Annotated in this window: 26 protein-coding genes and 1 riboswitch; of the genes, 13 read left to right on the plus strand and 13 right to left on the minus strand. The window is 69.7% G+C overall.

The window, feature by feature from the left end:
• The first annotated feature begins 4 nt into the window (after positions 1 to 4).
• Positions 5 to 1378: a PTS transporter subunit EIIC gene (locus AB0D57_RS05030; RefSeq protein WP_362067119.1), complete on the plus strand. Its 1374-nt coding sequence runs from the start codon at positions 5 to 7 to the stop codon at positions 1376 to 1378.
• Here AB0D57_RS05030 and AB0D57_RS05035 read toward each other — a convergent pair.
• Positions 1366 to 2148 (minus strand): VOC family protein, encoded by a 783-nt coding sequence (locus tag AB0D57_RS05035; RefSeq protein WP_362067121.1) that lies wholly within the window; start codon positions 2146 to 2148, stop codon positions 1366 to 1368. The genes AB0D57_RS05030 and AB0D57_RS05035 overlap by 13 nt on opposite strands.
• A gap of 197 nt (positions 2149 to 2345) precedes the next feature.
• Here AB0D57_RS05035 and AB0D57_RS05040 point away from each other — a divergent pair, with 197 nt between their 5' ends.
• Positions 2346 to 2933 (plus strand): hypothetical protein, encoded by a 588-nt coding sequence (locus AB0D57_RS05040; protein ID WP_362067123.1) that lies wholly within the window; start codon positions 2346 to 2348, stop codon positions 2931 to 2933.
• Positions 2934 to 2950: 17 nt separating this feature from the next.
• Here AB0D57_RS05040 and AB0D57_RS05045 read toward each other — a convergent pair whose 3' ends face one another.
• Both AB0D57_RS05045 and AB0D57_RS05050 read right to left on the minus strand, forming a co-directional pair.
• On the minus strand, positions 2951 to 4435 hold the full coding sequence (locus AB0D57_RS05045; RefSeq protein WP_362067455.1) for a subtype B tannase: 1485 nt from the start codon (positions 4433 to 4435) through the stop codon (positions 2951 to 2953).
• A 324-nt stretch (positions 4436 to 4759) separates the two neighbouring features.
• A complete protein-coding gene (locus AB0D57_RS05050; protein WP_362067125.1) occupies positions 4760 to 5080 on the minus strand; it encodes a hypothetical protein in 321 nt (106 codons plus the stop codon).
• A gap of 120 nt (positions 5081 to 5200) precedes the next feature.
• Between AB0D57_RS05050 and AB0D57_RS05055 the strand changes: the two genes are divergently transcribed.
• From AB0D57_RS05055 to AB0D57_RS05070, 4 genes are all read left to right on the plus strand, one after another.
• A complete protein-coding gene (locus tag AB0D57_RS05055; protein ID WP_362067127.1) occupies positions 5201 to 6040 on the plus strand; it encodes a helix-turn-helix transcriptional regulator in 840 nt (279 codons plus the stop codon).
• Complete coding sequence (locus tag AB0D57_RS05060; RefSeq protein ID WP_362067129.1) at positions 6024 to 6209, plus strand: DUF397 domain-containing protein; 186 nt, start codon at positions 6024 to 6026, stop codon at positions 6207 to 6209. The genes AB0D57_RS05055 and AB0D57_RS05060 overlap by 17 nt, the downstream gene beginning before the upstream one ends.
• Positions 6210 to 6489: 280 nt before the next feature.
• The gene (locus tag AB0D57_RS05065; protein WP_362067457.1) at positions 6490 to 7308 is read left to right on the plus strand and encodes a hypothetical protein; all 819 of its coding nucleotides are present in this window, start codon (positions 6490 to 6492) and stop codon (positions 7306 to 7308) included.
• A gap of 59 nt (positions 7309 to 7367) precedes the next feature.
• Entirely contained in the window at positions 7368 to 8039 is a 672-nt protein-coding gene (locus AB0D57_RS05070) for a Uma2 family endonuclease (protein ID WP_362067131.1), read from the plus strand.
• Here AB0D57_RS05070 and AB0D57_RS05075 read toward each other — a convergent pair.
• Positions 8027 to 8530 carry a hypothetical protein gene (locus tag AB0D57_RS05075; RefSeq protein WP_362067133.1) on the minus strand — a complete coding sequence of 168 codons (504 nt, stop codon included), beginning with the start codon at positions 8528 to 8530 and terminating at the stop codon, positions 8027 to 8029. The two genes, AB0D57_RS05070 and AB0D57_RS05075, sit on opposite strands and share 13 nt — an antisense overlap.
• Before the next feature lie 140 nt (positions 8531 to 8670).
• On the opposite strand from AB0D57_RS05075, the gene AB0D57_RS05080 reads away from it, so the two are divergent.
• Positions 8671 to 9180: a hypothetical protein gene (locus AB0D57_RS05080; RefSeq protein WP_362067135.1), complete on the plus strand. Its 510-nt coding sequence runs from the start codon at positions 8671 to 8673 to the stop codon at positions 9178 to 9180.
• Positions 9181 to 9224: 44 nt separating this feature from the next.
• Entirely contained in the window at positions 9225 to 10178 is a 954-nt protein-coding gene (locus AB0D57_RS05085; protein ID WP_362067138.1) for a hypothetical protein, read from the plus strand.
• Between the two features lie 66 nt (positions 10179 to 10244).
• Here AB0D57_RS05085 and AB0D57_RS05090 read toward each other — a convergent pair whose 3' ends face one another.
• From AB0D57_RS05090 to thrC, 5 genes are all read right to left on the minus strand, one after another.
• A complete protein-coding gene (locus AB0D57_RS05090; RefSeq protein ID WP_362067140.1) occupies positions 10245 to 11369 on the minus strand; it encodes an NADH:flavin oxidoreductase in 1125 nt (374 codons plus the stop codon).
• Between the two features lie 223 nt (positions 11370 to 11592).
• Positions 11593 to 13215, minus strand: coding sequence for a chaperonin GroEL (gene groL, locus AB0D57_RS05095; RefSeq protein WP_362067142.1), 1623 nt, complete (start codon positions 13213 to 13215; stop codon positions 11593 to 11595).
• A 353-nt stretch (positions 13216 to 13568) separates the two neighbouring features.
• Positions 13569 to 13778 (minus strand): cold-shock protein, encoded by a 210-nt coding sequence (locus AB0D57_RS05100; protein ID WP_362067144.1) that lies wholly within the window; start codon positions 13776 to 13778, stop codon positions 13569 to 13571.
• 454 nt (positions 13779 to 14232) lie between these two features.
• On the minus strand, positions 14233 to 14508 hold the full coding sequence (locus AB0D57_RS05105; protein ID WP_362067146.1) for a MoaD/ThiS family protein: 276 nt from the start codon (positions 14506 to 14508) through the stop codon (positions 14233 to 14235).
• 129 nt (positions 14509 to 14637) lie between these two features.
• Positions 14638 to 15954, minus strand: a complete 1317-nt coding sequence (thrC, locus tag AB0D57_RS05110) for a threonine synthase (protein ID WP_362067148.1) — start codon at positions 15952 to 15954, stop codon at positions 14638 to 14640.
• Positions 15955 to 15971: 17 nt separating this feature from the next.
• Positions 15972 to 16130: riboswitch (SAM riboswitch) on the minus strand.
• Between the two features lie 157 nt (positions 16131 to 16287).
• On the opposite strand from thrC, the gene AB0D57_RS05115 reads away from it, so the two are divergent.
• Together AB0D57_RS05115 and AB0D57_RS05120 are read left to right on the plus strand one after the other, a co-directional pair.
• A complete protein-coding gene (locus tag AB0D57_RS05115; protein WP_362067150.1) occupies positions 16288 to 17232 on the plus strand; it encodes a glucosyl-3-phosphoglycerate synthase in 945 nt (314 codons plus the stop codon).
• A 42-nt stretch (positions 17233 to 17274) separates the two neighbouring features.
• Positions 17275 to 18663, plus strand: a complete 1389-nt coding sequence (locus AB0D57_RS05120; protein WP_362067152.1) for a trehalose-6-phosphate synthase — start codon at positions 17275 to 17277, stop codon at positions 18661 to 18663.
• 30 nt (positions 18664 to 18693) lie between these two features.
• On the opposite strand, the gene otsB is transcribed toward AB0D57_RS05120, so the two are convergent.
• The 3 genes from otsB to AB0D57_RS05135 form a co-directional block, all read right to left on the minus strand.
• A complete protein-coding gene (gene otsB / locus AB0D57_RS05125; protein WP_362067154.1) occupies positions 18694 to 19557 on the minus strand; it encodes a trehalose-phosphatase in 864 nt (287 codons plus the stop codon).
• A 114-nt stretch (positions 19558 to 19671) separates the two neighbouring features.
• Positions 19672 to 19899 (minus strand): DUF3263 domain-containing protein, encoded by a 228-nt coding sequence (locus AB0D57_RS05130; protein ID WP_362067156.1) that lies wholly within the window; start codon positions 19897 to 19899, stop codon positions 19672 to 19674.
• A gap of 32 nt (positions 19900 to 19931) precedes the next feature.
• Entirely contained in the window at positions 19932 to 21197 is a 1266-nt protein-coding gene (locus AB0D57_RS05135) for an extracellular solute-binding protein (RefSeq protein ID WP_362067158.1), read from the minus strand.
• A 153-nt stretch (positions 21198 to 21350) separates the two neighbouring features.
• On the opposite strand from AB0D57_RS05135, the gene AB0D57_RS05140 reads away from it, so the two are divergent.
• The 3 genes from AB0D57_RS05140 to AB0D57_RS05150 all read left to right on the plus strand — a co-directional run bounded on the left by AB0D57_RS05140 (position 21351) and on the right by AB0D57_RS05150 (position 24500).
• Entirely contained in the window at positions 21351 to 22289 is a 939-nt protein-coding gene (locus tag AB0D57_RS05140; protein WP_362067160.1) for an ROK family protein, read from the plus strand.
• Positions 22290 to 22296: 7 nt separating this feature from the next.
• Positions 22297 to 23442, plus strand: a complete 1146-nt coding sequence (gene nagA, locus AB0D57_RS05145; protein WP_362067162.1) for an N-acetylglucosamine-6-phosphate deacetylase — start codon at positions 22297 to 22299, stop codon at positions 23440 to 23442.
• Between the two features lie 128 nt (positions 23443 to 23570).
• Positions 23571 to 24500 (plus strand): 1-phosphofructokinase family hexose kinase, encoded by a 930-nt coding sequence (locus tag AB0D57_RS05150; protein WP_362067164.1) that lies wholly within the window; start codon positions 23571 to 23573, stop codon positions 24498 to 24500.
• Between the two features lie 21 nt (positions 24501 to 24521).
• Here AB0D57_RS05150 and AB0D57_RS05155 read toward each other — a convergent pair whose 3' ends face one another.
• Positions 24522 to 25529, minus strand: a complete 1008-nt coding sequence (locus tag AB0D57_RS05155) for a carbohydrate-binding protein (RefSeq protein ID WP_362067166.1) — start codon at positions 25527 to 25529, stop codon at positions 24522 to 24524.
• Positions 25530 to 25555: the final 26 nt, after the last annotated feature.

A 25555-nucleotide genomic window follows, 5' to 3' on the forward strand; every position in this document is an offset into this window, starting at 1 on the left:
GGGAGTGCGCACTACGAACGACTCCACCGCCGCCGCGATCCTCCCCCTGGTCGGCGGCGCCGCGAACGTCACCTCCGTGGCCCACTGCATGACCCGCCTCCGCCTGGGCCTACGGGACCGGACCCTCGTACAGGAGGACGCCCTCAAGGCGCTGCCGGCCGTGCTGGGTGTCGTGGACGACGACACGTATCAGATCGTGCTGGGGCCCGGGACGGTCGCGCGCGTGACGCCGGCCTTCGAGGCACTCATCACGACCACCGCAGATGAACTGGCCGCACGCGGCGCCGAGATCAAGGAAGCCCGGCGCCGCCGCAACGCGACCCCCCTCAAACTCCTCCTCCGCCGTATCGCGAACATCTTCGTCCCGCTGATCCCGGCCCTGATCGGCTGCGGAGTCGTCGCGGGCCTGAACGGCCTGCTGGTCAACCTCGGGTGGCTCCCGTCCCTCACCCCCGCCCTCGCCGCCATCGCCTCCGGCTTCATGGCCCTGATCGCCGTCTTCGTCGGCCACAACACGGCGAAGGAGTTCGGCGGCACCCCGATCCTGGGCGGGGCGGTGGCGGCGGTCGTCGTGTACGCGGGTGTCGCGAAGGTGACGGCGTTCGGCATGACGCTGGCGCCGGGGCAGGGCGGGGTGCTCGGCGCGCTGGGCGCCGCGCTGCTGGGGACGTACGTGGAGAAATGGTGCCGCGGCTGGGTCCCGGACGCCCTGGACGTCCTCGTCACCCCCACCCTCACCGTGCTCCTGACCGGCCTGGTGACCCTGTACGCCCTCATGTACGCGGCGGGCGAGCTCTCCACGGCCATCGGCACGGCCGCGAACTGGCTCCTCGACCACACCGGCGCCTTCGCGGGCCTGATCCTGGGCGGCCTGTTCCTCCCCCTGGTGATGCTGGGCCTGCATCAGGCCCTGATCCCCATCCACACCACGCTCATCGAACAACAGGGCTACACGGTGCTGCTCCCCATGCTGGCCATGGCGGGCGCGGGCCAGGTCGGCGCGGCCCTGGCGGTCTACGTCCGCCTCCACCACGACCAGTCCCTCCGTACGACGATCAAGTCGGCGCTCCCGGCCGGCCTGCTCGGCGTCGGCGAACCCCTGATCTACGGCGTCTCACTCCCCCTCGGCCGCCCGTTCGTCACCGCCTGCGCGGGCGGCGCGGCGGGCGGCGCGTTCGTCGGCCTCTTCTCGATGCTCGGCGACCGGGTCGGGTCGACCGCGATCGGCCCGTCGGGCTGGGCCCTGTTCCCACTGCTCTCCGGGAACAGGGGCCTGGCCCTGACGGCCGCGATCTACGGGGGCGGCCTGCTGACGGGTTACGTCGTGGGGTTCGTGGCCACGTACGCCTTCGGTCTCGGGCGGTCTCAGGAAGCCTGAGGAGGCTCGGGCTTGAGAAGGGCGAAGGGGGCGCCGAACGGGTCGGCGAGCCAGGCGATGCGCCCGACGTCCGGCACGTCGGCGGCGGGCATGAGGACGGCGCCGCCGCTGCCCTGGGCCACGGCAACGGTGGCGTCGGCGTCCGCCACCGCGAAGTAGGGGATCCAGCGCGGCGCCATGCCTTCCTGGAGCTCGGCGAGCCCGCCGAACGAGGCGTCCTCCAGGTCGCCCTCGGCGGTGGACAGCACGGTGTAGGTCATGCCGGGCATGGTCATCTCCTGCGACCGCCAGCCGAACAGGGAGCGGTAGAAGGCGAGGGTCTCCGACGCGTCACGGGCGTGGACCTCGACCCAGCACAGCGTGTTGTCATCCGAGGTCGCCTCCAGGCCCTGGACGGAGCCGGGCTGCCAGACCGAGAACTCGGCGCCGCCGGGGTCGGTGCAGGCCGCCATCCGTCCGGCGTCCATGACGTCGAAGGGCTCGGCCCGTACCGTCCCGCCACCCTGCGCGACCGCCTTGGCGGTGCTGTCCGCGTCCGGGGTCCGGAAGTACACCGTCCAGGCCGAGCTCGCGCCCTCCTCGGTGAGTGGGCCCAGCGCGGCGACCGTCCTGCCGCCCTTCTGGAAGAAGCCGTATCCACCGGCGTCGGGCCCCGCGGACTGCAGGTCCCAGCCGAACACGGCCCCGTAGAAGGCCGCGGCCGCCTCGGTGTCGGGGCTGCCGAGGTCAAGCCAGCTGGGTGAGCCGGTGACGAAGTCGGTGCTGAGCATCGTGACGCGCCTGCCTCTCTCTCGATGGACTCCCCCGCGAGCCTCGCGCCCGCGGGGACACCCCGCAACCGGACGGAGAACCCGGCGACAAGAACGATTGTCAGTGGCGTATGCGACGGTGGGGATGAACAACACACCGCCCGCCACACCGCTCGTCGCATCGCCCGTCGCACGGCCCGGAGAAGGGACCACCCCCCGTGAACCACGCACAGCTCACCCACCTCGGCCGAGCCCTGCGCGTCCTCGGCGAGCACGGCGACGCGCTGAACACCGAGACGCCCGACGCGAAGCTGCACGAGGTGAAGGCGGACCTGAAGCGGGCGCTGGACCTGCTGGAGGAGACGGTCACCACCGCGGTCCCCACGACGCGCTGCGCCGAGCATCCGAACGGCCCGGTCGACAAGGGCGCCGCCGACCTCTGCCTGCTCTGCGAGACCCGCCGCCGCTCCGCCCGCCGCACCCAGGTCAACGACGCGTACCCGGGAGGCCGCCCGACCGGCCCGGACGAGGCCCCCGAGCGCACCATGTCCCGCTACGGCGTGCGCGGCGACCGCCCCCAGCCCCAGCAGCGCTGGCTCCCCGAGGTATGGACCGGCCAGACCTGGCAGCTCTGCGGCACCCCGCGCCGCGACCGCATCGAGGCCGAGCGCTACCTCGCCGCCGAGCGCCGCACCCCCCGCCCCGGCATGGCCTACCGCCTGGTCCACGAGTTCACGGACTACGAGGTGCTGCGCATCTGGGGCACACCGGTGAAGGTGGACATCGAACCGATGGGGAACCTGTAGGCGGGCCCCTGGGCGTACTAGCCCTTGTAGCCCGACACCGTGGCGATCCACTTGATGAAGTCGCCCGGGTCCTGGTCCGCGCCGTGACCGGCGTCCCAGTAGTACGAGGTGTTGACGTCGTCGCCCAGGCTCTTCAGACGGGCGCCGAGGTTGCTCGCGACCGTGAGCGCGGTGTCGCTGTCCTTGGTGCCGAGGCGGATCCACCAGTGCTTCGAACGGTTCCCGTTGACCTTGTCCACGAGGTGGTACATCGGGTTCATCAGGTTGAGCTTCTCGGGGATGTCGCTGTCGAGGCGCGCACTGGCGCCCTCCTCGTGGCGCAGGCTGTACAGCGTGAAGTGCCGGTTCGCGGTGGTCCCCGTACCGAACTCGTTGTTCTCACCGGCGGACAGGTCGAAGGCGTCGAACGCCGGGGTGTTCTTCTTCCGGGCGCCCACGTGGGTGAGGAAGTCGGCCCAGGAGAAGGTCGCCCTGCCGCCGGACCACGTGATGAACGTGTTCGCGGCCAGGTAGGTCGCCCGGTCCGCGTCCGACAGCGCCGCAAGGTACTTGGTGGCCGACGGCTCCAGGTGGGTCGTCACCAGGTACTCGTCGAGGTTGCGCGCCGTGAGGGTGCCGAAGCCCTTCGCCGACAGCTTGAGGGAGGCCAGGTAGTCGCCGTACGCGGTGGTCAGCGCCTTGGAGACGGTCTGGTCGACCAGCGAGCCGCTGCTCAGCGCGTTGGCGCCCCAGTTCCACTCGTACGCCATGTCGGCGTGCTCGAGGTCGGTGATCGGGCACCAGGCGCCGGCGGCGAAGATCGCGTCGCTCGCGTCGGCCGCCCCCAGCTCCTTCAGGTACGAGTCGTAGACCGGGCTGTCGCCGGACGCGCCGAGCAGGGAGGACAGGGCGCCACCGGCGCTGACTCCCGAGGAGACGATCCGGTTCACGTCGCCCGGGATGCGCCCCTTGTTGAACTTCACGTACCGCACCGCGGCCTTCAGGTCCACGATGGCGGCCGGGGCGGTGCCGTAGTACGTACCGCTGGAGTCGACCAGGGAACGGCCGCGGGCGCCCGGCTCCACGACGACGTACCCGGCGGCGAGCGCCAGCTGCTGACGGCTGAGCGTGCCGGCGGGGCCCATGGCGCCGCCGACGCCGGTGGCGTTCGCCACGGACGACGGCATGTAGCCGCCGACCTGGTTGGCGAAGAGGATGGGCGCGCCCGAGGCGTCGACGGCCGTGCCGTCGATCTTCACGGGGACGCTGACGTTCAGGGACTGGTAGGTGGCGTTCACCGGATTGGCCACGTAGGAGGCCACTTTGTAGAAGTGGTAGACGACCTCGTGGGCGGTGCCCGCGGTGTCCTTGATGCTGATGGTCAGTTCCGTGTAGGCATCCGGGTCGAAGACCAGGGAGGAGTCCTTGGACGCCGAGGACGACGCCGAGGAGGTGCGGTTCGCCGCCCGCGCGCTGGAGGCGAACCCGACCGCCGGCACCGCGGCGGCCGCGGTGAGCCCCATGACTACTGCCCTACGCTTCACTTCACGTCTCCTGTCTTCGCGGCTCGTTCATTCAACGACTTCGCACAACGACCCTTTGCCCATGCACAGCTGGACGCGGGCACGGCCCCAAGTGCAACAGCCGTTTCTTAAGACCTCCTTTGTGTCTTCAGTGACAGCACCGGGAACCGGCCACCGCCCTGACCAGGCGCGACCACCGGCGTCCTGCCCGGCCCACCTGCAAACCGAGCCAATCGCCCACAAAATTGTCAGCAATTTTGGCGCGATCTCGCACGCAGGGTGGCGGGCGGTCACGGAGGGCCGTTTCCAGGTCTTAGCCGCTTCTCAGCCGTGCCCCAGCACCCCTCGGTGCAACTTCCCGCCCTGGTTGACCTCCCTGACCCGCGCCAGCAGCACCTCACTCGGCGGCGCCTCCGGCGGACGCTCCCGCTCCAGCCCGCCCCCGCACGCACGCAGTACTTCGGCCAAACGCACCGCCGTACGCACGTTGCACCGCCCCAACGCCACCAGCGCGAACGGCTCGCCACTCGCACCGGTCACCGGATCGACCCGCAACGACGGCAGCACGACACCGACACCTTCCAGCGCCGCCTTCAACCGCGCCACCACCTCCTCGGTCGACCCCGCCCGCTCACTCGGCGTCATTCCCATGGCTCCCGAACCTCCACTCTGAGTGTCAGCGTTCACCACACAGAGTGGCCGACACCCCTCTAACCTGGCCAGAGACGGTGCCCAACAACCCCGCCTGTGTAACAGGGAGTTGCCATGCCAGGTCCGAAGGATCTCGATCCGTCTGCCTCCCCGCGCGCCATGATGGGCGCCGAACTCCGCCACGCCCGCGAGAGAGTCGGCCTCAGCCAGGACGAGCTGGGCCATCCCCTCTTCGTCAGCGGCTCGTTCATCGGCCAGCTGGAGGCCGGCACGCGGCGCATGCACCTCGAATACGCCCGCCAGATAGACGACATCCTCGGCACGAACGGCTTCTTCGAGCGCAACTGCAAGGCCCTCGCCAAGTCCAAGTACCCGGACCACTTCGCAGAGGCGGCGGAGGCGGAGGCGAATGCCACGGCGATCAGGGAGTTCGCGGCCCTGCTGATCCCCGGCTTGTTGCAGACGGCGGGTTACGCACGGGCGGTGTTTCGCGCGTACCAGCCAACGGCCCCGGAGGAGGTCATGGACGAGCTGGTAACCACGAGGCTGGAGCGCGCGCAACTCTTGAGCGATCCAACAACGCCGTTGTTGTGGGCAGTTCTGGACGAGGCGGTACTGCGCCGGAAAGTGGGCGGTGCGGCCGTGATGGCGGAGGCGCTGCAACACATCGCGACGCTCGCCAGACAGCGCCGGATCATCGTTCAAGTCCTGCCATTCGGCGCTGAAGCCCATGCCTGCATGACGGGCGCCTTGACACTCCTGGACTTCGAGGACGCCCCACCGCTCGCCTTCATCGAAGGACCCAGCACGGGACGGCTGGAGGACGACCCAGCCACAGTCACCCGCCACCAACTCACCTACGATTTACTCAGGGCCAGTGCACTGTCGCCCCAAGAATCCCTGGCCCTGATCGAATCAGTGGCGGAGGATTACGCGCATGAAGATCAGCCCTGAGTGGCGCAAGTCCACCTACAGCGGCGGCGAAGGCGGAAACTGCCTCGAAGTAGCCGACGGCCACCCCACCCTCGTCCCCGTCCGCGACTCAAAGAACCCCCACGGCCCGAAGCTCGCGTTCCGGACCGAGGCGTGGACAGCCTTCGTCGAAAACCTCAAGCACAACTGACTCGCAGACACCCCGGAGCTCAAGCCCCAAGCTCCGAGCCCTCTTTGCAAGGAACGGGAGGAGGGCCTCAACCCGCCCTCCCACCCCGCGTGTTGACTTGACGCAACCGACTTGCCACGGACAGTCACAAGGGCCTAGCGTGCCCGCATAACGAACAACCCCCGCTAGGTGTTGGAGCACCTGCGGGGGTTTGACCTACGAGATCGAAACGGACCTCGATCCCATGGCTGAAGCCAACTTTAGTGCTATGCCCCGCCCTGCGCACGCCCTCCCACACCCGATGGCCAAGCCGGGCTACGGAAAACGCAGCGCACCGGACCAACTCCCCCGCACCAACCACGACTTCGCGCACCTCCCGCCCCGCGAAGCGGCCATCGCCGCGTACATCGACCGCCTCCCCAACGGCGCCGACATCTCGGTGAAAACGCTGGCCAAGGAGCTCCCGTACGGCCAGTGCGCTCTGCGTACGGCCCTCAACAACCTCACCAGGGCAGGCCACTTACGCCGAGGCCGCGAACACCTGGCCGAGTCGGGAAGTCAACGCTGGATCACCCGAACGTGGTTCACCCGGACGGCACGGGACGACGACTGGTGGGCGGCGTTCACGCGGGGCGACGTACCGCAGGAGTCACCGGAACCGCCGTCCAGGCCCACCCGTTCCCGCGCGTACATCCTGCTGGCGGCACTGGGCCGCACGACCCCGGCCCTGTCCCTGTCGCACGCCGCGTGCGCGGAACTCGCGCCCCTGCTCACGGAGTGGTTCGCGAGGGGCGCCACCGATGACCAGGTACTCCAGTCCCTGACCGCAGGCCTCCCCCTCCCCGTCCACAGCCCGGCCGCCCTCATCCGCAACCGCTTGACGACGAAGCTCCCACCCGAACCCGTGCGAGACATCCCACGCCCACCCCTCCGCGTACTGGAGTGCGCGAAGTGCGGAGTCCCGGGCCGCCCGGAGACCCTGCCGGGCGGCGTCTGCGGCCCCTGCCGGGGCGAGCCCGCCCCACGGCCCTCCGCCCCGCTGACGTCCTCCGCAGTCCGTACCCACGCCGCCGCAGCCCGCGCGGCAATGGTCGACCGACGAGAAAGGCCACGCCTATGACTGCTCCAACAGTCCGGAAGCACACAGCCGGGGCACGATGGGAGGGAGGAGGCAACACCATGACCCCTGATACCACTGAGCGCCCGCAGATGTCCGTCGAGGACTTCGAGGAGCTTGCCCGCAGGGCTCCAAGACACGTGAAGCTCGAATTTCTCGGAGGACGGCTCTACAGCAAATACCCACTCGACGTCGAGGACTTCGAGGAGCTGGAGAGCCGGGCGCCCGAGGGTGTGCGACTTGAGTACATCAACGGAAAACTAGAGGTCAAGGCCATGCCCGACGGCAACCACACTTCGATCTTCATGTGGCTGCTCCGCCAGTGCATGCAGCAACGCCCGGAGTTGGATCTCGCACCCGAACGGGGTGTCAAGGCCGAGGCCTATCGCAAGGGCCGCGCCAGGACGGACGGAACCCTCGCACCAGTGGACCGCTTCAGGGGCGACGGCGAATGGTCCGAAACCGATGGCGTACTCATGGCCGTCGAGATCACCTCCCACGACCGGGACACCGACCAGCGCGACCGGATCGACAAGCCCATCGGCTACGCGGAGGCCGACATCCCCGTATACCTCCTCATCGACCGCGACAACAACACCGTCACCGTGTTCAGCGAGCCGAAGGAAGGCCGCTACCAGCAGGCCCCCTCTTACCCGTGGGGATCCTCGGTCGAGCTCCCCGCCCCCGTGAACATCACCCTGGAAACCGAGAAGCTCAAGGACTACGCCGACTGACCCCGAGCTCCCCGCTCCGCGCCCTCCGGCCAGACCACGTCCACAGGCAGGCCCACCTCACGGGCTCGGACGACCACGTCCGCGGTGCCACCCCCTTTGCCGGTCGGCGGGGTGCCGTCCCATACGGCGACAAGGCGGTCTGCCCGGTCGAGCAACACAGCGTTGGCAGCCTCGTACGCCGCGCGCCCGGCCGTCTCATACGGCATCACGAGCACCTGGTCGGCGGCCTCGACGAACCGGTCGAAGGCCTGCGCATGGGAAGGCGTGACCTGCCGACCGCGGTAGTCACGCGAGGGAATCACGGCGATCAGCCGCCCGCCCGCGGCGAGCAGCGCCTCGGCGAACAGCGAGTCGGCGCCCTCAGCGATACAGGAAAGGCCGACGAGTTCCCCGTCCGCGTACCGCTTCAGAAGCTCGTCGAGCGCCGAGCGCACGAGGGGGGCACTGACCTTGGTGAGATCCATGTGCCCGGTCGTCGCGAGGGTCGTCACGGTCGGCTCCGATCAGGCGGGCGGCACGTCCGGGACGCCGCGCGGCCGACCCTATCCCAGGGGGCTGGTCTCCTCCCCCGCGCCTCCGCCGCATCTACGACGGTCTGGTGGGACGAGGGCCACACCGGCATCATGCCCGCATGACCGAGATGCGGGACGCTCTCTGGAACGAGGCCATAGGCCCGACCGACTACACGGACTCCTCCGACCGGTACCGAACGGCTCTGTTCGAGCAGTACAAGCTGTGTGTGGAGATGGCCGACCGGGTAAGCGCTCGTCGCAACGCGTCGAACACCTTCTTTCTCACCGTCAACAGTGCCCTGGTCACGCTGCTGGCCACGGCATTACCCGAGTTGCGCGAGGGAGTCTCGGTCTGGCTGCTCCTGCCCGGCCTGCTGGTACTGCTGTCCATGTGCCTGTCCTGGTTCGTGCTCGTACGGTCCTACCGCCAGCTCAACCGGGTCAAGTGGGCCGTCATCGGCACGTTCGAGGAGCGGCTGCCCGCCTACGCCTACTCCCGCGCGGAGTGGCACGCCCTCGGCGAGGGCCGCGACTGGCGGCGCTACCTCCAGTTGTCCCTGATCGAGCAGTGGGTGCCGCTCGTCTTCGCCGTCTCGTATCTGCTGGGCTTCCTGGTCCTGGCACTGTGAGCTGGCAGCAGCACGATCCCGTGGGCTGGCGGCGGGACGATCCCGTGAGCCGACGGTGGACCCGCACTCGTGCCCCTGTACAGCGCTCTTCCGCGGTCCGGGGGTGGGCTCTGCGGACGGCCGGTCTCGTCCTGCGGATCGGCGCCATCTACGTCGGATTGCTGTTCTGGTTCCGGTTCGTCGACTATCCGGGGCTCCGCTCGTGGCCCTCGACTGTGGGACACATCTTCGCCATGTACGGCATCGTGCAACTGTTCCACTTAGGGCGGCTCGTGTCGCGCCGTGGCCGACGCCATCTGAATCCGGCCCTGTCCTCGCCCGAAGACATCGGGGACGGCCCCTTCGTTCTCTACCTGCGGCCCTTCGCCGACGACATGACGGGCGCCGAGATGGAGCAGCTCTCGCGGCTCGCCAATACCCCGTACGGCTTTCTCGTGTCCGCGCGCACCTTGGAGGAGGGAGTCGCTCGTCTCTTCCGCCGGGTGGGACCGTTGGTCGCCGTCGGCCGCCCCGGCGAGGACCTGCCCTTTGCCGGAGCACGCCGCTTCTATCTCCCGCTGGACGACTGGCAGGACACCGTCCGCCAACTGATGCTCCGCGCACGGCTGGTCGTCCTCGTCACGGGTCCCGGACCGGGCACGGTCTGGGAGTTCGTGGAGGCTTCACGCCTCCTGCCGCCGTCCCGGCTGCTGCTTGCGGTCTTCCACGACCCACCGGTGTACGAGGAGTTCAGGAGGGCGGTTGCCCCCTCGGCGCGGCTGAAGCTTCCGGACCATCCGGGCCTGGCGTATCCGAAGCGCGCCACGAACGGCAGACGGGACTACGCCCTGAGGGGAGTCATCACGTTCGACTCCGGCGACCACGCCCGCTTCCTGCGCTTCGACCCGACCAGGCGGCGACTGCGCATCGGCCGGTCGGTCACCGGCTGGGCGGTGCGGTGGCAGTTGCGTCCCGTCCTGCGGGCCATCAAAGCCGAGGACGACGCGGGAGCGCCGTGACCGGCAACGCCCGAGGGCGGCACCCGTTCGGAGACAGGGTGCCGCCCTCGAAGCGTGAAGGACGCTTCAGCTGAGCGTCCTCAGCGCCTTCGGGTCGTACGCCCCCAGCTCACCGAACCGTCCGTCCAGCACCTTCGCCGCCCACTCCGAGTCCTGGAGCAGGGCGCGGCCCACGGCGACGAGGTCGAACTCGTCGCGCTCCAGGCGGTCCAGGAGGTTGTCGAGGGCCGCCACCGGGGAGCCCTCGCCCTGGAAGGCCTTGATGAAGTCGCCGTCGAGGCCGACCGAGCCGACGGTGATGGTGGGCTTGCCCGTCAGCTTCTTCGTCCAGCCCGCCAGGTTCAGGTCCGAGCCGTCGAACTCCGGGAGCCAGTAGCGGCGGGTGGAGGCGTGGAAGGCGTCCACGCCGGCCGCGGCGAGCGGGGTCAGGATGGCCTCCAGCTCCTCGGGGGTCTCCGCGAGCCGGGCGTCGTAGTTGTCGGACTTCCACTGCGAGTAGCGGAAGAGGACGGGGAAGTCGGACGAGACCGAGTCGCGTACCGCGGCGACGATCTCCGCCGCGAACTTCGTACGGGCGATGGGGTCACCGCCGTACGCGTCCGTGCGCCGGTTGGTGCCCGACCACAGGAACTGGTCGATCAAGTAGCCGTGCGCGCCGTGCAGTTCGACCCCGTCGAAGCCGATGCGCTCGGCGGTGGCCGCGGCCTCGGCGAACGCGGCGATGACATCGTCCAGGTCGGACTGGGTCATCGCCTTGCCCGCACCGGACGTGCCATCGAGGCGGAGGCCCGAGGGGCCGACCGCGGGCGCGTCCGCGAACGGCGGCTGGCCCGCCTCGCGCACCATGCCGATGTGCCACAGCTGCGGCACGATCGTGCCGCCCGCCGCGTGCACGGCGTCGGCGACCTTCGTCCAGCCCTCGAGCTGCTCCGCGCCATGGAAGCGCGGGATCCTGTCGCTCTGCCCGGCCGAGTCGTGGCCGACGTACGTGCCTTCCGTGACGATGAGACCGACGCCCGCGGCAGCGCGGCGGGCGTAGTACCCGGCCACATCCTCACCCGGGACGCCGCCCGGCGAGAACTGCCTGGTCATCGGCGCCATCGCGATCCGGTTCGGGACGGTCAGGCCGTTCAGCGAGACGGGGCGGGACAGTATCTCGGCGGCGCGGGAGACGGAGACGTCGAGCGTCACGTGGGGGCTCCTCGGAGAGGTCGGGCGGACATCGAGCAGGTGGCGAACGGCACATGATATGTGCACGTGCATTAACTGCGCTTACAACGACAACCGACCCGTCGGCCATGGCATTCCGCCGCCCTCCGCCTCCTTCTGTGACCCCGGACACGCCCGAGGGCGGCACCCCCTGGAGTGGGGATGCCGCCCTCGAAACGTAAGGACAGAGCTGATCCGGAAGGGATCAGAAGTCCATGTCACCGCCCGGCATGCCGCCCGGAGCGGCCGCGGCGGCCTTCTCCGGCTTGTCGGCGATGACGGCCTCGGTGGTGAGGAACAGCGCGGCGATGGACGCGGCGTTCTGCAGGGCAGAGCGCGTGACCTTCGCCGGGTCGATGATGCCTTCGGCGATCATGTCGACGTACTCACCGGTCGCGGCGTTCAGGCCGTGGCCGACGGGCAGGTTGCGCACCTTCTCGACGATGACGCCACCCTCGAGACCACCGTTGACGGCGATCTGCTTGAGCGGGGCCTCCAGCGCGAGCTTCACGGCGTTGGCGCCGGTCGCCTCGTCACCCGTCAGCTCCAGCTTCTCGAAGACCGAGGAAGCCTGGATGAGGGCCACGCCACCGCCGGCGACGATGCCCTCCTCGACGGCCGCCTTCGCGTTGCGAACGGCGTCCTCGATGCGGTGCTTGCGCTCCTTGAGCTCGACCTCGGTGGCGGCACCGGCCTTGATGACGGCCACGCCGCCGGCCAGCTTCGCCAGGCGCTCCTGGAGCTTCTCGCGGTCGTAGTCCGAGTCCGAGTTCTCGATCTCGGCACGGATCTGGTTGACGCGACCGGCGACCTGGTCGGCGGAGCCGGAGCCGTCGACGATCGTGGTCTCGTCCTTGGTGATGACGACCTTGCGGGCGCGACCGAGCAGGTCGATCCCGGCGTTCTCCAGCTTGAGGCCGACCTCCTCGGAGATGACCTCGCCGCCCGTGAGGATGGCGATGTCGCCGAGCATGGCCTTGCGGCGGTCACCGAAGCCCGGGGCCTTGACGGCGACGGACTTGAAGGTGCCACGGATCTTGTTGACGACCAGCGTCGACAGAGCCTCGCCCTCGACGTCCTCGGCGATGATCAGCAGCGGCTTGCCCGACTGCATGACCTTCTCGAGGAGCGGGAGCAGGTCCTTGACGTTGGCGATCTTCGAGTTGGCGATCAGGATGTACGGGTCGTCGAGGACGGCCTCCATACGCTCCATGTCGGTGGCGAAGTACGCCGAGATGTAGCCCTTGTCGAAGCGCATACCCTCGGTGAGCTCCAGCTCCAGACCGAAGGTCTGGGACTCCTCGACGGTGATGACGCCTTCCTTGCCGACCTTGTCCATCGCCTCGGCGATGAGCTCGCCGATCTGGGTGTCGGCGGCGGAGATGGAGGCCGTGGAAGCGATCTGCTCCTTGGTCTCGACATCCTTGGCCTGCTCGAGCAGGGCACCGGAGACGGCCTCGACGGCCTTCTCGATACCGCGCTTGAGGGCCATCGGGTTGGCACCCGCGGCTACGTTGCGCAGGCCCTCGCGGACCAGCGCCTGCGCGAGAACGGTCGCGGTGGTCGTACCGTCACCGGCGACGTCGTCCGTCTTCTTGGCGACTTCCTTGACCAGCTCGGCGCCGATCTTCTCGTACGGGTCCTCGAGCTCGATCTCCTTGGCGATGGAAACACCATCGTTGGTGATCGTGGGGGCACCCCACTTCTTCTCGAGGACGACGTTGCGGCCCTTGGGGCCAAGGGTGACCTTGACGGCGTCCGCGAGCTGGTTCATGCCGCGCTCGAGGCCTCGCCGCGCCTCCTCGTTGAACGCGATGATCTTGGCCATGTGAAGTGGTCCTCCCGGACTGGGGTGGATTGCTCCGGACCGCGCTGGCGCCCGCGACGGACGGCCTGCATACCTCGTGGTTCCTTGCCCCACTTGGCCTGCGGGCCTCACCGACCCGGTCCTCGTTGTCACTCTCACCTTCAGAGTGCTAACGCCAATGATTAGCACTCGCCCCTGCCGAGTGCAAGCGGCTCCGGCCGATCCGCAGGTGAACACGGGGGCGCGCACGGTCGGCCGGACAGACGGGCGGCCGGGCGGGCCGACCGGCAGGCAGACGGACAGACCGAAGGGCCCGCACCCCCTGGTGGGGATACGAGCCCTTCGTCACGTCGAACAGTCAGTCGGCGCGTGCTTCAGCCGGTGGCCGCGAGTCGGACCATGTCCGCCTGCGGCCCTTTCTGGCCCTGCGAGATCTCGAAATCGACCCGCTGACCCTCTTCCAGGGTGCGGTAGCCGTCCATCTGAATCGCGCTGTAGTGGACGAAAACATCCGCACCACCGTCGACCGCGATGAAGCCGTACCCCTTCTCCGCGTTGAACCACTTGACGGTGCCCTGAGCCATGCCTAACTCCCCTATTACTGGCCCTTGCACAGGACCGCACTTCGCGGGCCCGGGTCAGACCTCACCCCCCAACGGTTGGGGGTGTGCGCCGGAACGCGTCGACCGCGGCTGAATGTATCTGTCCAACTGCCCTCTGCAACAGGTCAATCGGACGAGAATTCCGAGCGCGCCCGATCGGAAATATGCGGAGAATTAGCAAGGATTCAGGGCAAGTCGGGCCCCATAAATGCCATAAACGGCTCAAAAAGGTGGGGCACTTTGGCTACTTCTTATCGGGCAACCGGCCGGGAAATCACTGAAGCTCATATGCATCCGGCATGGAAAGCGAAGCAGCTTCCCCAACTGTACCGCGCTCAACCATACAGAATTGCCCCCTCCGCTTCTCTCACGGAGGGGGCAATTCGATGAACTCTGCGTATTCGGAGTTACCGAGGGTAACGATCCGGGCCGGCGATCAGCCTCCGGCGACCGCCGGAATGATCGAGACGCCCGCGCCGTCCGGCGTCGCCGTCTCCAGTCCCTGCTCGAAACGGACGTCGTCGTCGTTGACGTACACGTTGACGAACCGGCGCAGCTTGCCCTGGTCGTCCAGCACGCGGGCGGAGATGCCCGTGTGGTTCTTCTCCAGATCCGCGATGACCTCGCCGAGGGTCCCGCCCTCGGCCTTCACCTCGGCCTTGCCGCCGGTGTAGGTGCGCAGGATGGTGGGGATGCGGACGTTGACGCTCATGGGTGATGACCTCCGGTCGAGTACAGCGCCTCGTGAGGGGCGCGGGGCGGTGACATGTGCGGCTCCACCGCGTGGGCGCGACCAGCCGGCCACGGCCCGCAGCGCGAAAGGAACCCTCCTGGCGAAGCCCTACGCGAGCCCGGCCTCACGGAACGACTCCAGGTTGGGACGAATGGTCGCCGTCAACCCCGTCCCCGCCACCGCGTCCAGCGTCTTGAGCCCGTCCCCGGTGTTGAGGACGACGGTCGTCAGCGTCGGGTCGAGAAGACCGTTCTCGATCAGCTTCTTCGCCACACCCACCGTCACTCCACCGGCGGTCTCCGCGAAGATGCCCTCGGTCCGGGCCAGCAGCTTGATCGCGTCGACGACCTGCTCGTCGTTGACGTCCTCCACGGCCCCGCCCGTCCGTCGCGCGATGTCGAGCACGTACGGCCCGTCGGCCGGGTTGCCGATGGCGAGCGACTTGGCGATGGTGTTGGGCTTCTGCGGGCGTACGACGTCGTGGCCGGCCTTGTAGGCGACGGACACCGGCGAGCAGCCCTCGGCCTGCGCACCGAAGATCTTGTACGGCTTGTCCGCGACCAGACCGAGCTTGATCAGCTCCTGCAAGCCCTTGTCGATCTTCGTCAGCTGCGACCCGGAGGCGATGGGGATCACCAGCTGGTCGGGGAGCTGCCAGCCGAGCTGCTCGCAGATCTCGTACGCGAGCGTCTTCGACCCCTCCGCGTAGTACGGCCGCAGGTTGACGTTGACGAAGCCCCAGCCCTCGCCGGCCGGGTCGCCGATCAGCTCGGAGCAGAAACGGTTCACGTCGTCGTAGTTGCCCTCGATGCCGACGAGCTCGCCGCCGTAGATCGCGGCCATGACGACCTTGCCCTGCTCCAGGTCGTGCGGGATGAACACACAGGAGCGGAAGCCGGCCCGGGCGGCGGCGGCGCCCACCGCACCGGCGAGGTTGCCGGTGGAGGAGCAGGAGAGGGTGGTGAAGTCGAAAGCGCGGGCGGCCTCGATGGCCTGGGCGACGACGCGGTCCTTGAAGGAGTGCGTCGGGTTGCCGGAGTCGTCCTTGACGAAGAGCTTGCCGGGGTCGACGCCCAGCTCGCGGGCCAGGTTGTCGGCCTTGACGAGCTTGGTCCAGCCGGGGTTGATGTTCGGCTTGTCGGCCACGTCGGCCGGGACGGGCAGCAGCGGCGCGTAGCGCCAGATGTTCGCGGGGCCCGCTTCGATGCGCTTGCGGAGCTCCTCGGTTTCGTAGGCCGAGAAGTCGTACGCGATCTCCAGCGGGCCGAAACACTCCTCGCAGGCGAAAACCGGGCCGAGGGGCACACGGTGACCGCACTCGCGGCAGGAAAGCGCGGCGGCGGGTCCGAGATCGACACCGTCTACGCTGTTCGTAGTGCTTTCGGTGGCGCTAGCGGTGGTGCTTGCGACGGTCTGCGCAGCCATGGAGGCGAGGCCCTTTCTCCTCATCTTCCTCACGACGCACTTCGCCGTGAGACGGATTTGGCACCTTCCCGAGCCGGGAGCCTCGCGACGACGACGTAGTCGGTGGTCGTACGAGACCGGCTGGAGGGTTGCCGGGGCTTCAACGGGCCGTATCCCTCTGCCCCTCTGGATGAGCGGTATTCGATTGTGTGCGGACGATCTACGCAATGCGATGGTCATCCGCGTTGTTCAAGACTGTAACCGAAGGCCAGGACAGTTGAGATAGTCGTCCGAACCGCGAGATGGATCACACCGTGAGAAACCGGGTGATCAGACAGTGAGGAGCCGCAGACTGTGCTGAAGGAAGTCGAGCGCTGGCTGAGCACACGCTCCTGGTCCGTGACCGATCGCCCGCTCCACCAGCTCATGGCCGCGAAACGCACCACAGGGTCGACGGTCAGTGTCGTACTGCCCGCGCTCAACGAGGAGGAGACGGTCGGCGAGATCGTCGCCGTCATCCGCCACGACCTGATGCAGCAGGTGCCCCTCGTCGACGAGATAGTCGTCATCGACTCGGGCTCGACGGACCGCACCTCGGAGGTGGCCGCCGCGGCGGGTGCGCGAGTCGTGCACCGGGACGAGATCCTGCCGCGCATCCCGGCCGCCCCCGGCAAGGGCGAGGTCCTGTGGCGGTCACTCCTGGTGACCAGTGGGGACATCGTCTGCTTCATCGACGCCGATCTGAAGGAGTTCTCGTCGGACTTCGTCTCCGGGATCGTGGGGCCGCTGCTCACCGAGCCCGGCGTGGACCTCGTCAAAGCGATGTATGACAGACCGCTGGGCTCCGCCGCCGGCCAGGGCGGCCGCGTCACCGAACTCATGGCCCGCCCCCTGCTCAACATGCACTGGCCGCAACTGGCCGGCTTCGTCCAGCCGCTCGGCGGCGAGTACGCGGCCCGCCGCTCCCTTCTCGAACAGCTCCCCTTCCCCGTCGGGTACGGCGTCGAGCTGGGCATGCTCATCGACGCACTGCACCTGGTGGGCCTGGACGCGCTCGCCCAGGTCGACGTGGGAGTGCGCAAGCACCGGCACCAGGACGGGCAGGCGCTGGGCCGCATGTCCGCCGCGATCTACCGCACGGCGCAGCTCCGGCTGGCCCGCGGACACCTCATCCGACCGGCCCTCACCCAGTTCGAACGGGGCGAGGACGGTTTCGAGCCGCGCACCCACTCGGTGGACACGGAGGAAAGGCCTCCGATGGCGGAGATCTCCGAGTACGTAAAGAGGCGGGCCGCGTAGAGGAACGTTTGAGCGTTTCGGCGCCGGGCTAGGTTTGGTGGCATGGCCTCAACGCACGGCACCCATCGAATCCTCGTCGCCTCCAACCGCGGCCCGGTCTCGTACGAGGTGCGAGAGGACGGCTCGCTCCACGCCCGGCGCGGCGGAGGCGGGCTGGTCTCGGGCCTGTCGGCGATCGGGCCGGACGCGGGCGCGCTGTGGGTGTGCTCCGCGCTCGGCGACGGCGACCGCGAGGCGGTCCGGCGCGGGATCGGCGAGGACGGCGTGCGGATGCTGGACATCGACGCCGGGGTGCACGCCGACGCGTACAACGGCATCGCGAACTCCGTGCTGTGGTTCGTCCACCACATGCTGTACCAGACGCCGCTGGAGCCGGTCTTCGACGCCGAATTCCGGCGCCAGTGGGCGGCGTACGAGGCGTACAACCGGGCGTTCGCCGAGGCGCTGGCCGACTCGGCGGCCGACGGGGCCGTGGTGGTCGTACAGGACTACCACCTGACCCTCGTCCCCGGAATGCTCCGCGAACTCCGCCCCGACCTGCGTATCGGCCATTTCTCCCACACCCCCTGGGCGCCGGTCGACTACTTCCGGATGCTGCCCGACGACATCGCCGAGCAGGTGCTGCGCGGCATGCTCGGCGCGGACCGGCTGGGCTTCCTGACGCACCGCTGGGCGGACGCGTTCACGGCGTGCGCGGGCGAGCTCGTCGGCGGCCTCGGTGACACCCGGATCGGCGTGCACGGTCTCGGAGCGGACGCGGACTTCCTGCGGAAGCGGTCGCACGAGGCGGACGTCGCTGAACGGATGGTCACGCTGCGTGAGCAGATCGGGGCCGGCCGGAAGACGATCGTGCGGGTCGACCGGACCGAGCTGTCGAAGAACATCGTGCGGGGCCTGCTGGCGTACCGACAGCTGCTCGACGACCAGCCGTCCTGGCGCGAGCGCGTCGTCCACGTGGCCTTCGCGTACCCGTCCCGCCAGGATCTCGCCGTGTACCGGGACTACACGGCCGAGGTGCAGCGTCTGGCGACCGAGATCAACTCCCGGTACGGAACACCGGGCTGGACCCCCGTCGTGCTTCACGTCAAGGACGACTTCGCCCGCTCCCTGGCCGCGTACCGGCTGGCCGACGTCGCCCTCGTCAACCCCATCCGGGACGGCATGAACCTCGTCGCCAAGGAGATGCCGGTCGTCTCCGACGAGGGGTGCGTGCTGGTGCTGTCCCGGGAGGCCGGGGCGTACGAGGAGCTGGGCGAGGACGCGATCGGGGTGAACCCGTACGACGTGGTCGGCACGGCGGCCGCGCTGCACGCGGCGCTGACGATGCCGGTGGAGGAGCGGGCCGAGCGTACGAAACGGCTTGCCGCCGCGGCTACGGCCTTGCCTCCGGCGCAGTGGTTTCTTGAGCAGTTGCGGGAGTTGGAGGGCTGAGGGGGCCGGGTGCGGGCCTGCGGGGGCCTGTCACTCCAGCCTTGTCGCCAGTGCGCTGAGTAGGCGTACGACTCCTGCCGGGCCGTCGACCACCAGGTCCGCTCGGTCTGCCAGCTCGGCGACCTCCGAGCTGCCGCTGCACACCAGGAGGCCCGGGACGCCGTCGGAGCGGAGTTTGTCGACGGCGGCGAAGGCGGGGAGATCGCCGAGGTCGTCGCCGGCGTAGAGGACGGCTTCGGCGCCGACCCCGCGGGCGTACTCCAGGAGGGCGACGCCCTTGTCCATGCCCGGGGGACGGAGTTCGAGGACCATCCGACCGGGTTCGACGATCAGGCCGTGTCGGGCGGCGAGTTCGGTGAGCGGCTCGCGCAGGGCCTCGAACGCGGCCTGCGGATCCGTCGCACGGCGCGTGTGGACGGCGACCGCGCGCCCCTTCTCCTCGATCCAGGTGCCCTGCCACGCTCCGATCCCGTCCAGGAACCCGGGCAGCTCGGCGCGGACGGCGGAGACGCCGGGGTGGGGGGCGGGGGCGTTGACGGTGCCGCTCACCGCGTCCCAGCGTTCGGCGCCGTAATGGCCGAGGACGACGAGGTGCTCCAGCCCCGGCACGCCCGCGAAGCCGCCGTGGCGGACCGCGACGCCGGCCGGGCGGCCGGTGACGACGGCGACGGCGGCGACCTTCGGGGCGAGGGCCGCGAGGGCGGGGACCGCGTCGGGGTGGGCGCGGGCCTGCTCCGGGTCGGGGACGATCGGGGCGAGCGTTCCGTCGAAATCGAGGGCGATCACTGCGCGGTCGGGCCGCGCGAGGATGGCGTCGAGACCGTCACGCCCGGCGGGCGTCGTCGGCGTCGGCAAGGAGTCCGTGGCTTCCGGGGGTTCCGAATGGCTGCCCATACGGTGACCTTATCCGGCCGGGCGCGGGCGCACCCACGGCTCATCGAGCCATACGTGGTCCGGCCGTGCGGGGGCTACCGCCCGCAGCCGGAGTCGGGGGCGGAGCCCCCAAGGTCAACGCTCGGCCCGCCGGGCCTCCCGCACCCGCCGCAGCCGATTCACCGTCACCGGATCATGGACGAGGGCCCGCGGATCGTCGAGGAGGGCGTTGAGCAGCTGGTAGTAGCGCACGGGAGCCAGCCCCAGCTGCTCCCGTATCGCCCGCTCCTTGGCACCGGGGCCGGTGAAGCCCCGGCGCTCCATGGCGAGGATCCCCTGCTCCCGCGCGCTCAGCTCGTCCATGGACAGCACCGTAACCGCCGCCACCGACAGTGCTACTCCGAGGCGTCCCGGATCGTCGCCGCGCGCTGAAGGCTGCCGAGGACGCTGGACGGACTGCCGCCCGAGGAGACCGCCTTGCCGATCTGCTGCTTGATGTCGGCGCTGACGGACGCCCAGGAGGTCTTGCCGGCCGGGTAGAGCTGGGAGGAGGGGAGCTCGTCGAGGAACGGGGCCAAGTCCTTGTCGTCCTTGTCGACGGCCATGGCCTCGGACGCGGACGTGGTGACCGGCAGCAGGTCGTACTCGTGGGAGAAGGCGAGCACGTTCTTCTCGGAGTAGACGAAGTCGAGGAAGTCGCCGATCTGCTCACCGTGGCCGTTCTTCTTGAAGGCCATCATCCAGTCGGCGACACCCAGCGTGGCTCCGGGATTGCCGTTGGCGCCGGGCATCGGCACCATGCCGAACTTCACGCCCTTCTCGGCGGCCGTCTTCATCAGCGTGGGGTGCCCGTTCAGCATCCCGACCTCGCCGCGCGTGAACGCGGCGAACGCGGCGGCACGATTGAGCTTCGCAGGCGCGACGGGTCCGGTGAGGCCCTTGTCGACCAGTTCGTCCTTGATCCAGGTGAGGGTGCTGACGTTCTGTTCGGAGTCGAGGCCGTAGGTGCCGACGTCGTCGGTGTAGCCGTCACCGCCGCTCAGCAGCCACTGCATGGTCTCCGCCTGCGCCTCCTCGGGCCCCAGGGGCAGCGCGTACGGGATCTCGACGCCCTCGGCCTTGAGCGCCGCGGCGTCGGCGGCGAGCTCGCTCCAGCTCTGCGGCGGGGTGAGGCCGGCCTGCGAGAAGAGCTTCTTGTTGTAGAAGAGCAGCCGCGTGGAGGCGGCGAACGGCATGCCGTACTGCACCCGGTTCATCTGCCCGGCCTCGGTGAGCTGCGACATGAAGTCGGCCTGGACGGGTATGGAGAGCACGTCGTCGACCCGGTAGAGCTGGCCTTTCGCCGCGTAGTCGGCGTACGCGCCGATCTGCGCCATGTCGGGGGCCTTGCCCGCCGCGACCATCTCCTTGACCTTGCGGTCGACGTCGGTCCAGGAGTAGACGCTGACCTCGACCTTGACCCTCGGGTGGTCGGCCTCGTACTCCTTGACGAGTTCGTCCCAGTACTTCTGGGAGCTGTTGGCCTTGGAGTCGCCGTAGTCGGCGGCCACGAGTTTGAGCGTCACGTCCTCGGAATCGCCGGAGCCGCCGCAGCCCGTGAGGGCCGCCGTCATGCCCAAGGCGGATGCCACCGCGATCAGTCCTGTCCTACGCCGCTGCACTGCTCTTTCTCCCAACCCCTGCACACTGACTCCACATTGGCTTCACACTCTTTGCTTCCGCACCCGTTGCATCTGTCTCGGCATGCGGATGCAAGGTCTACACCACCCGAGTGGACTAGACCTCTCCTGGGGTAAGGGGCGAGACTGTCCCCCGTGAGACATGTCATCGCCCTCGATGTGGGCGGCACCGGGATGAAGGCCGCCTTGGTCGGGGCCGGGGGCGAGCTGCTCCACCAGGCCCGCCGCGCCACCGGCCGACAGCGCGGTCCGGACGCCGTGGTCGACGCGATCCTCGACTTCGCGGCCGAGCTGCGCGGGTACGGCGAGCTGCACCTCGGCGAGCCCGCGGCGGCGGCCGGAGTCGCCGTCCCCGGCATCGTCGACGCCGGCCGCGGCATCGCGGTGTACTCCGCCAACCTCGGCTGGCGCGACGTCCCGATGCGCCGACTGCTGGGCGACCGGCTGGGCGGGGTACCGGTGGCGCTCGGGCACGACGTGCGCACCGGCGGACTGGCGGAAGGCCGGGTCGGCGCGGGGCAGGGCGCCGACCGCTTCCTTTTCATCGCCCTCGGCACCGGCATCGCGGGCGCGATCGGCATCGACGGCGGCGTCGAGGCGGGCGCGCACGGCTTCGCGGGCGAGATCGGCCACATCGTCGTACGCCCCGGGGGCACCCCGTGTCCGTGCGAGCAGCACGGCTGCCTGGAACGGTACGCGTCCGCGGCGGCCGTCAGCGAGGCCTGGGCCCGGGTGTCCGGGGATCCGGCGGCGGACGCGGCGGACTGCGCGCAGGCGGTCGGGTCCGGGGACCCCCGCGCACAGGACGTCTGGCGGGACGCCGTCGACGCGCTCGCCGACGGGCTCGTCACCGCGCTCACCCTGCTGGATCCGCGCACCCTGATCATCGGCGGCGGTCTGGCCGAGGCCGGGGAAACCTTGTTCACGCCGCTGCGGGACGCCGTCCGGCGGCGCATCACTTTCCAGAAGCTGCCGTCGATCGTCCCGGCAGCCCTCGGCGACACCGCCGGATGTCTCGGCGCCGGGCTGCTGGCCTGGGATCTCCTGACCGCTACCGTCACCCCTCGGAGGTAACCACTTGATGGCCACTAGCAAGGTTCTCGCCGGTGCTCGGGTGGTACTGCCCACGGGGATCGTGGACGACGGCCGAGTGATCGTCGAGGGTGCGCGGATCGCCGCCACCGCTCCCGAGAACGCCCAGGTCATCGACGTACGAAACCACTGGCTGGTCCCCGGCTTCGTCGATCTGCACAACCACGGCGGCGGCGGCGCGTCCTTCACCTCCGGGACCGTCGACGAGGTCCTGAAGGGCATCCACACCCACCGGCTGCACGGCACCACCACCCTTGTCGCCTCGACGGTGACCGGTGACATGGACGGGCTGGCCCAGCGCGCCGGGCTGCTGAGCGAGCTGGCCGAGCAGGGCGACATCGCCGGGATCCACTTCGAGGGCCCGTTCATTTCGCCGTGCCGCAAGGGCGCGCACTCCGAGGAGCTGCTGCGCGACCCGGACCCGGCGGAGGTCCGCAAGCTGATCGACGCGGCACGCGGCCGGGCCACGATGGTCACGCTCGCCACCGAACTGCCGGGCGGCATCGACTCCGTACGCCTGCTGGCCGAGCACGGGGTGATCGCGGCGATCGGGCACACGGACGCGACGTACGAGCAGACGCGGGAGGCGATCGACGCGGGCGCGACCGTGGCGACGCATCTGTTCAACGCGATGCCCACGCTCGGACACCGCGCCCCCGGCCCGATCGCCGCCCTCCTGGAGGACGACCGGATCACCGTCGAGCTGATCAACGACGGCACGCATCTGCACCCCGCCGCCCTCCAGCTGGCGTTCCGTCATGCGGGCGCGGACCGGGTGGCGTTCATCACCGACGCCATGGACGCGGCGGGCTTCGGCGACGGCCGCTATCTGCTCGGCCCGCTGGAGGTCGAGGTCAGCGACGGTGTGGCGCGGCTGGTGGAGGGCGGCTCGATCGCGGGCTCCACGCTCACGCTGGACCGGGCCTTCCAGCGGGCGGTGACGGTCGACCGGCTGCCGGTCGAGGACGTCGTCGCGGCCCTGTCCGCCAACCCGGCCCGCCTGCTGGGCCGCTACGACCGGGTGGGCTCCCTGGAGCCGGGCAAGGACGCCGACCTGGTGATCCTGGACACCGACTTCGCGCTCAAGGGCGTGATGCGGCGAGGCGAATGGGTGGTTGACCCACAACTGGGGTGATTCTCCGACTCGTTGGAGGCTACGTGACGTACGGCGGTCAGCCCGGGGGACTGGGCCGACCGACGTTGTTTTTGGCATGATCGGGCCTCCGGAAACAACGAGTCGCAGTGCGAGGGAGGTCGGCCCCAGTGATCCTCACGGTCACGCTGAACACCGCTCTCGACATCACGTATCGCGTACGCGCCCTGCGCCCACACACCTCTCACCGGGTGACCGAGGTGACCGAACGCCCCGGCGGCAAGGGCCTGAACGTGGCCCGGGTGCTCGCGGCCCTCGGTCACGAGGTGACGGTCACGGGCTTCACCGGCGGCGCGACGGGCCGCGTCGTCCAGGACCACCTCACGGGCACCCCAGGCGTGGTGGACGCACTCGTCCCCGTCACCGGATCGACCCGCCGCACGATCGCGGTGGTCGACACGACGACCGGTGACACGACTCAACTCAACGAGCCCGGCCCAGAGATAGCCCCCACGGAGTGGGGCGCCTTCCAGGAGGCGTACGAGGATCTGCTGCGCTCCGCCTCGGCGGTGGCCCTGTGCGGCAGCCTGCCACCGGGGGTGCCGGTGGGGGCGTACGCCGGACTGATCCGCACCGCCCGCGCGACGGCCGTCCCGGTCCTTCTCGACACCAGTGGCGAACCGCTGCGCCGCGGGGTCGCCGCCCGCCCCGACCTGGTCAAGCCGAACGCCGAGGAACTGGCCGAACTCACCGGCTCCCACGAGCCGTTGCAGGCGACGAGGGACGCCCGCAGGCGCGGCGCGCACTCCGTCGTGGCCTCACTGGGCGCTCAGGGTCTGCTCGCCCACACCGCGGAGGGCCTGTGGCGGGCCGCCCCGCCCCGGCGCGTGCACGGCAATCCGACCGGCGCGGGCGACTCGGCGGTCGCGGGCCTGCTGTCGGGCCTGGTGGAGCACCTGCCCTGGCCGGAGCGCCTGGCCCGCGCGGTCGCCCTGTCCGCTGCGACCGTCATGGCGCCGGTGGCGGGCGAGTTCGACCGGGCGGCCTACGAGACGCTGGTGGGCCAGATCGCGGTGACGGCGGACGCGACGGCGGCGTGACCGCCGCCCCTCCTCGCCCGGCTACTTCTCGACCTGGCCTGCCTTCAGCGACAGCTGGTCGAGGAGGACGTTGCACTTGTCGCCGTCCCCGCAGGAGATGGAGATCGTGTTGGTGCCCTTGGTGAGGGTGGGCCAAGCGAAGGTCGTCGTCCAGCCCTTCGCGAAGTCACCGTCTGCGGCCTTCGCGTAGTTCTTCATGCTCAGCTTGCTGCCGAACGTCTTGCCGTTGATGGTGAGCGTCATCTGCTGGTCGTCGCCGGCCGCGCTGTAGCGCGCGAACAGGGTGTACGTACCGTCCTTCGGAATGCCGTTGACGGTCCAGGTGACCGAGGCGCCCGTGGCGTTCAGGCCCGTCACATAGACTCCGCCGTCGGCGCTCGCGCCCGCGACGTCCGAAGCCGTGGTGACGCCGGTGCCCAGCTTCACCACCTTCGCGTCCGCCTTCGGCAGCTCCTTCGGAGACGCGGTGCCCTGAGACGCGGACTCGCTGGGCGAGGCGCTGGCGGTTGCGGTCGGGCTGGAGCCCGCTTCGTTGCCGGTGGTGTCGTCGTCGCCCGAGTCGCCGTTCATCATGGCGATGCCGATGCCGATGACGACGGCGGCGACCACGGCGATCGCGCCGATCAGCAGGCCCTTGGTGTTCGGCCCACGGCCCCTGCCATTGCCCACGGGCGCGTGCCGGGTGGTGGGCGCGCCGCCGGGCATCGTCTCGGGCGCCGCGTAGTTCGCGTTCGGCTGCCCGAAGCCGGGCTGCTGGCCGTACGCCTGCTGCTGCGGCACCTGGCCGTAGGGCGCGGTCGGAGCGGCCTGCTGGCCGTACTGCGCGGTCGGGGCCTGCTGGCCTTGGGGGGCCTGCTGGCCGCCGTACTGGCGTTCGCCGACCGCCCGCACCCGGTTGACCGAGCCGGGGTAGCCATAGCCGCCGCCTCCGCTGGGCGGGGTGGCGCCGTTGGCCTGACCGTCGGCGTAGAGATAGCCGAACGGGTCGTCGTCCTCGGGCGTGCTCGCGCCGTTGTTGCCGGGCGTCATCCCTTGGTCTCCTCAACAGGTGCGGT

It is taken from the genome of Streptomyces sp. NPDC048275, from assembly GCF_040652275.1.
Taxonomy (GTDB): Bacteria; Actinomycetota; Actinomycetes; order Streptomycetales; family Streptomycetaceae; genus Streptomyces.

What these genes read in the sequence shown, in the direction of transcription:
- AB0D57_RS05050 (WP_362067125.1), bottom strand. Translation starts at nt 5,080, where the DNA reads ATGACGCCGAGTGAGCGGGCGGGGTCGACCGAGGAGGTGGTGGCGCGG.
- AB0D57_RS05155 (WP_362067166.1), bottom strand. Translation starts at nt 25,529, where the DNA reads ATGACGCCCGGCAACAACGGCGCGAGCACGCCCGAGGACGACGACCCG.
- AB0D57_RS05120 (WP_362067152.1), top strand. Translation starts at nt 17,275, where the DNA reads ATGGCCTCAACGCACGGCACCCATCGAATCCTCGTCGCCTCCAACCGC.
- nagA (WP_362067162.1), top strand. Translation starts at nt 22,297, where the DNA reads ATGGCCACTAGCAAGGTTCTCGCCGGTGCTCGGGTGGTACTGCCCACG.
- AB0D57_RS05105 (WP_362067146.1), bottom strand. Translation starts at nt 14,508, where the DNA reads ATGAGCGTCAACGTCCGCATCCCCACCATCCTGCGCACCTACACCGGC.
- AB0D57_RS05060 (WP_362067129.1), top strand. Translation starts at nt 6,024, where the DNA reads ATGAAGATCAGCCCTGAGTGGCGCAAGTCCACCTACAGCGGCGGCGAA.
- AB0D57_RS05055 (WP_362067127.1), top strand. Translation starts at nt 5,201, where the DNA reads ATGCCAGGTCCGAAGGATCTCGATCCGTCTGCCTCCCCGCGCGCCATG.
- AB0D57_RS05130 (WP_362067156.1), bottom strand. Translation starts at nt 19,899, where the DNA reads ATGGACGAGCTGAGCGCGCGGGAGCAGGGGATCCTCGCCATGGAGCGC.
- AB0D57_RS05065 (WP_362067457.1), top strand. Translation starts at nt 6,490, where the DNA reads ATGGCCAAGCCGGGCTACGGAAAACGCAGCGCACCGGACCAACTCCCC.
- AB0D57_RS05035 (WP_362067121.1), bottom strand. Translation starts at nt 2,148, where the DNA reads ATGCTCAGCACCGACTTCGTCACCGGCTCACCCAGCTGGCTTGACCTC.
- AB0D57_RS05080 (WP_362067135.1), top strand. Translation starts at nt 8,671, where the DNA reads ATGACCGAGATGCGGGACGCTCTCTGGAACGAGGCCATAGGCCCGACC.
- otsB (WP_362067154.1), bottom strand. Translation starts at nt 19,557, where the DNA reads ATGGGCAGCCATTCGGAACCCCCGGAAGCCACGGACTCCTTGCCGACG.
- AB0D57_RS05100 (WP_362067144.1), bottom strand. Translation starts at nt 13,778, where the DNA reads ATGGCTCAGGGCACCGTCAAGTGGTTCAACGCGGAGAAGGGGTACGGC.
- thrC (WP_362067148.1), bottom strand. Translation starts at nt 15,954, where the DNA reads ATGGCTGCGCAGACCGTCGCAAGCACCACCGCTAGCGCCACCGAAAGC.
- AB0D57_RS05070 (WP_362067131.1), top strand. Translation starts at nt 7,368, where the DNA reads ATGACCCCTGATACCACTGAGCGCCCGCAGATGTCCGTCGAGGACTTC.
- AB0D57_RS05045 (WP_362067455.1), bottom strand. Translation starts at nt 4,435, where the DNA reads ATGGGGCTCACCGCGGCCGCCGCGGTGCCGGCGGTCGGGTTCGCCTCC.
- groL (WP_362067142.1), bottom strand. Translation starts at nt 13,215, where the DNA reads ATGGCCAAGATCATCGCGTTCAACGAGGAGGCGCGGCGAGGCCTCGAG.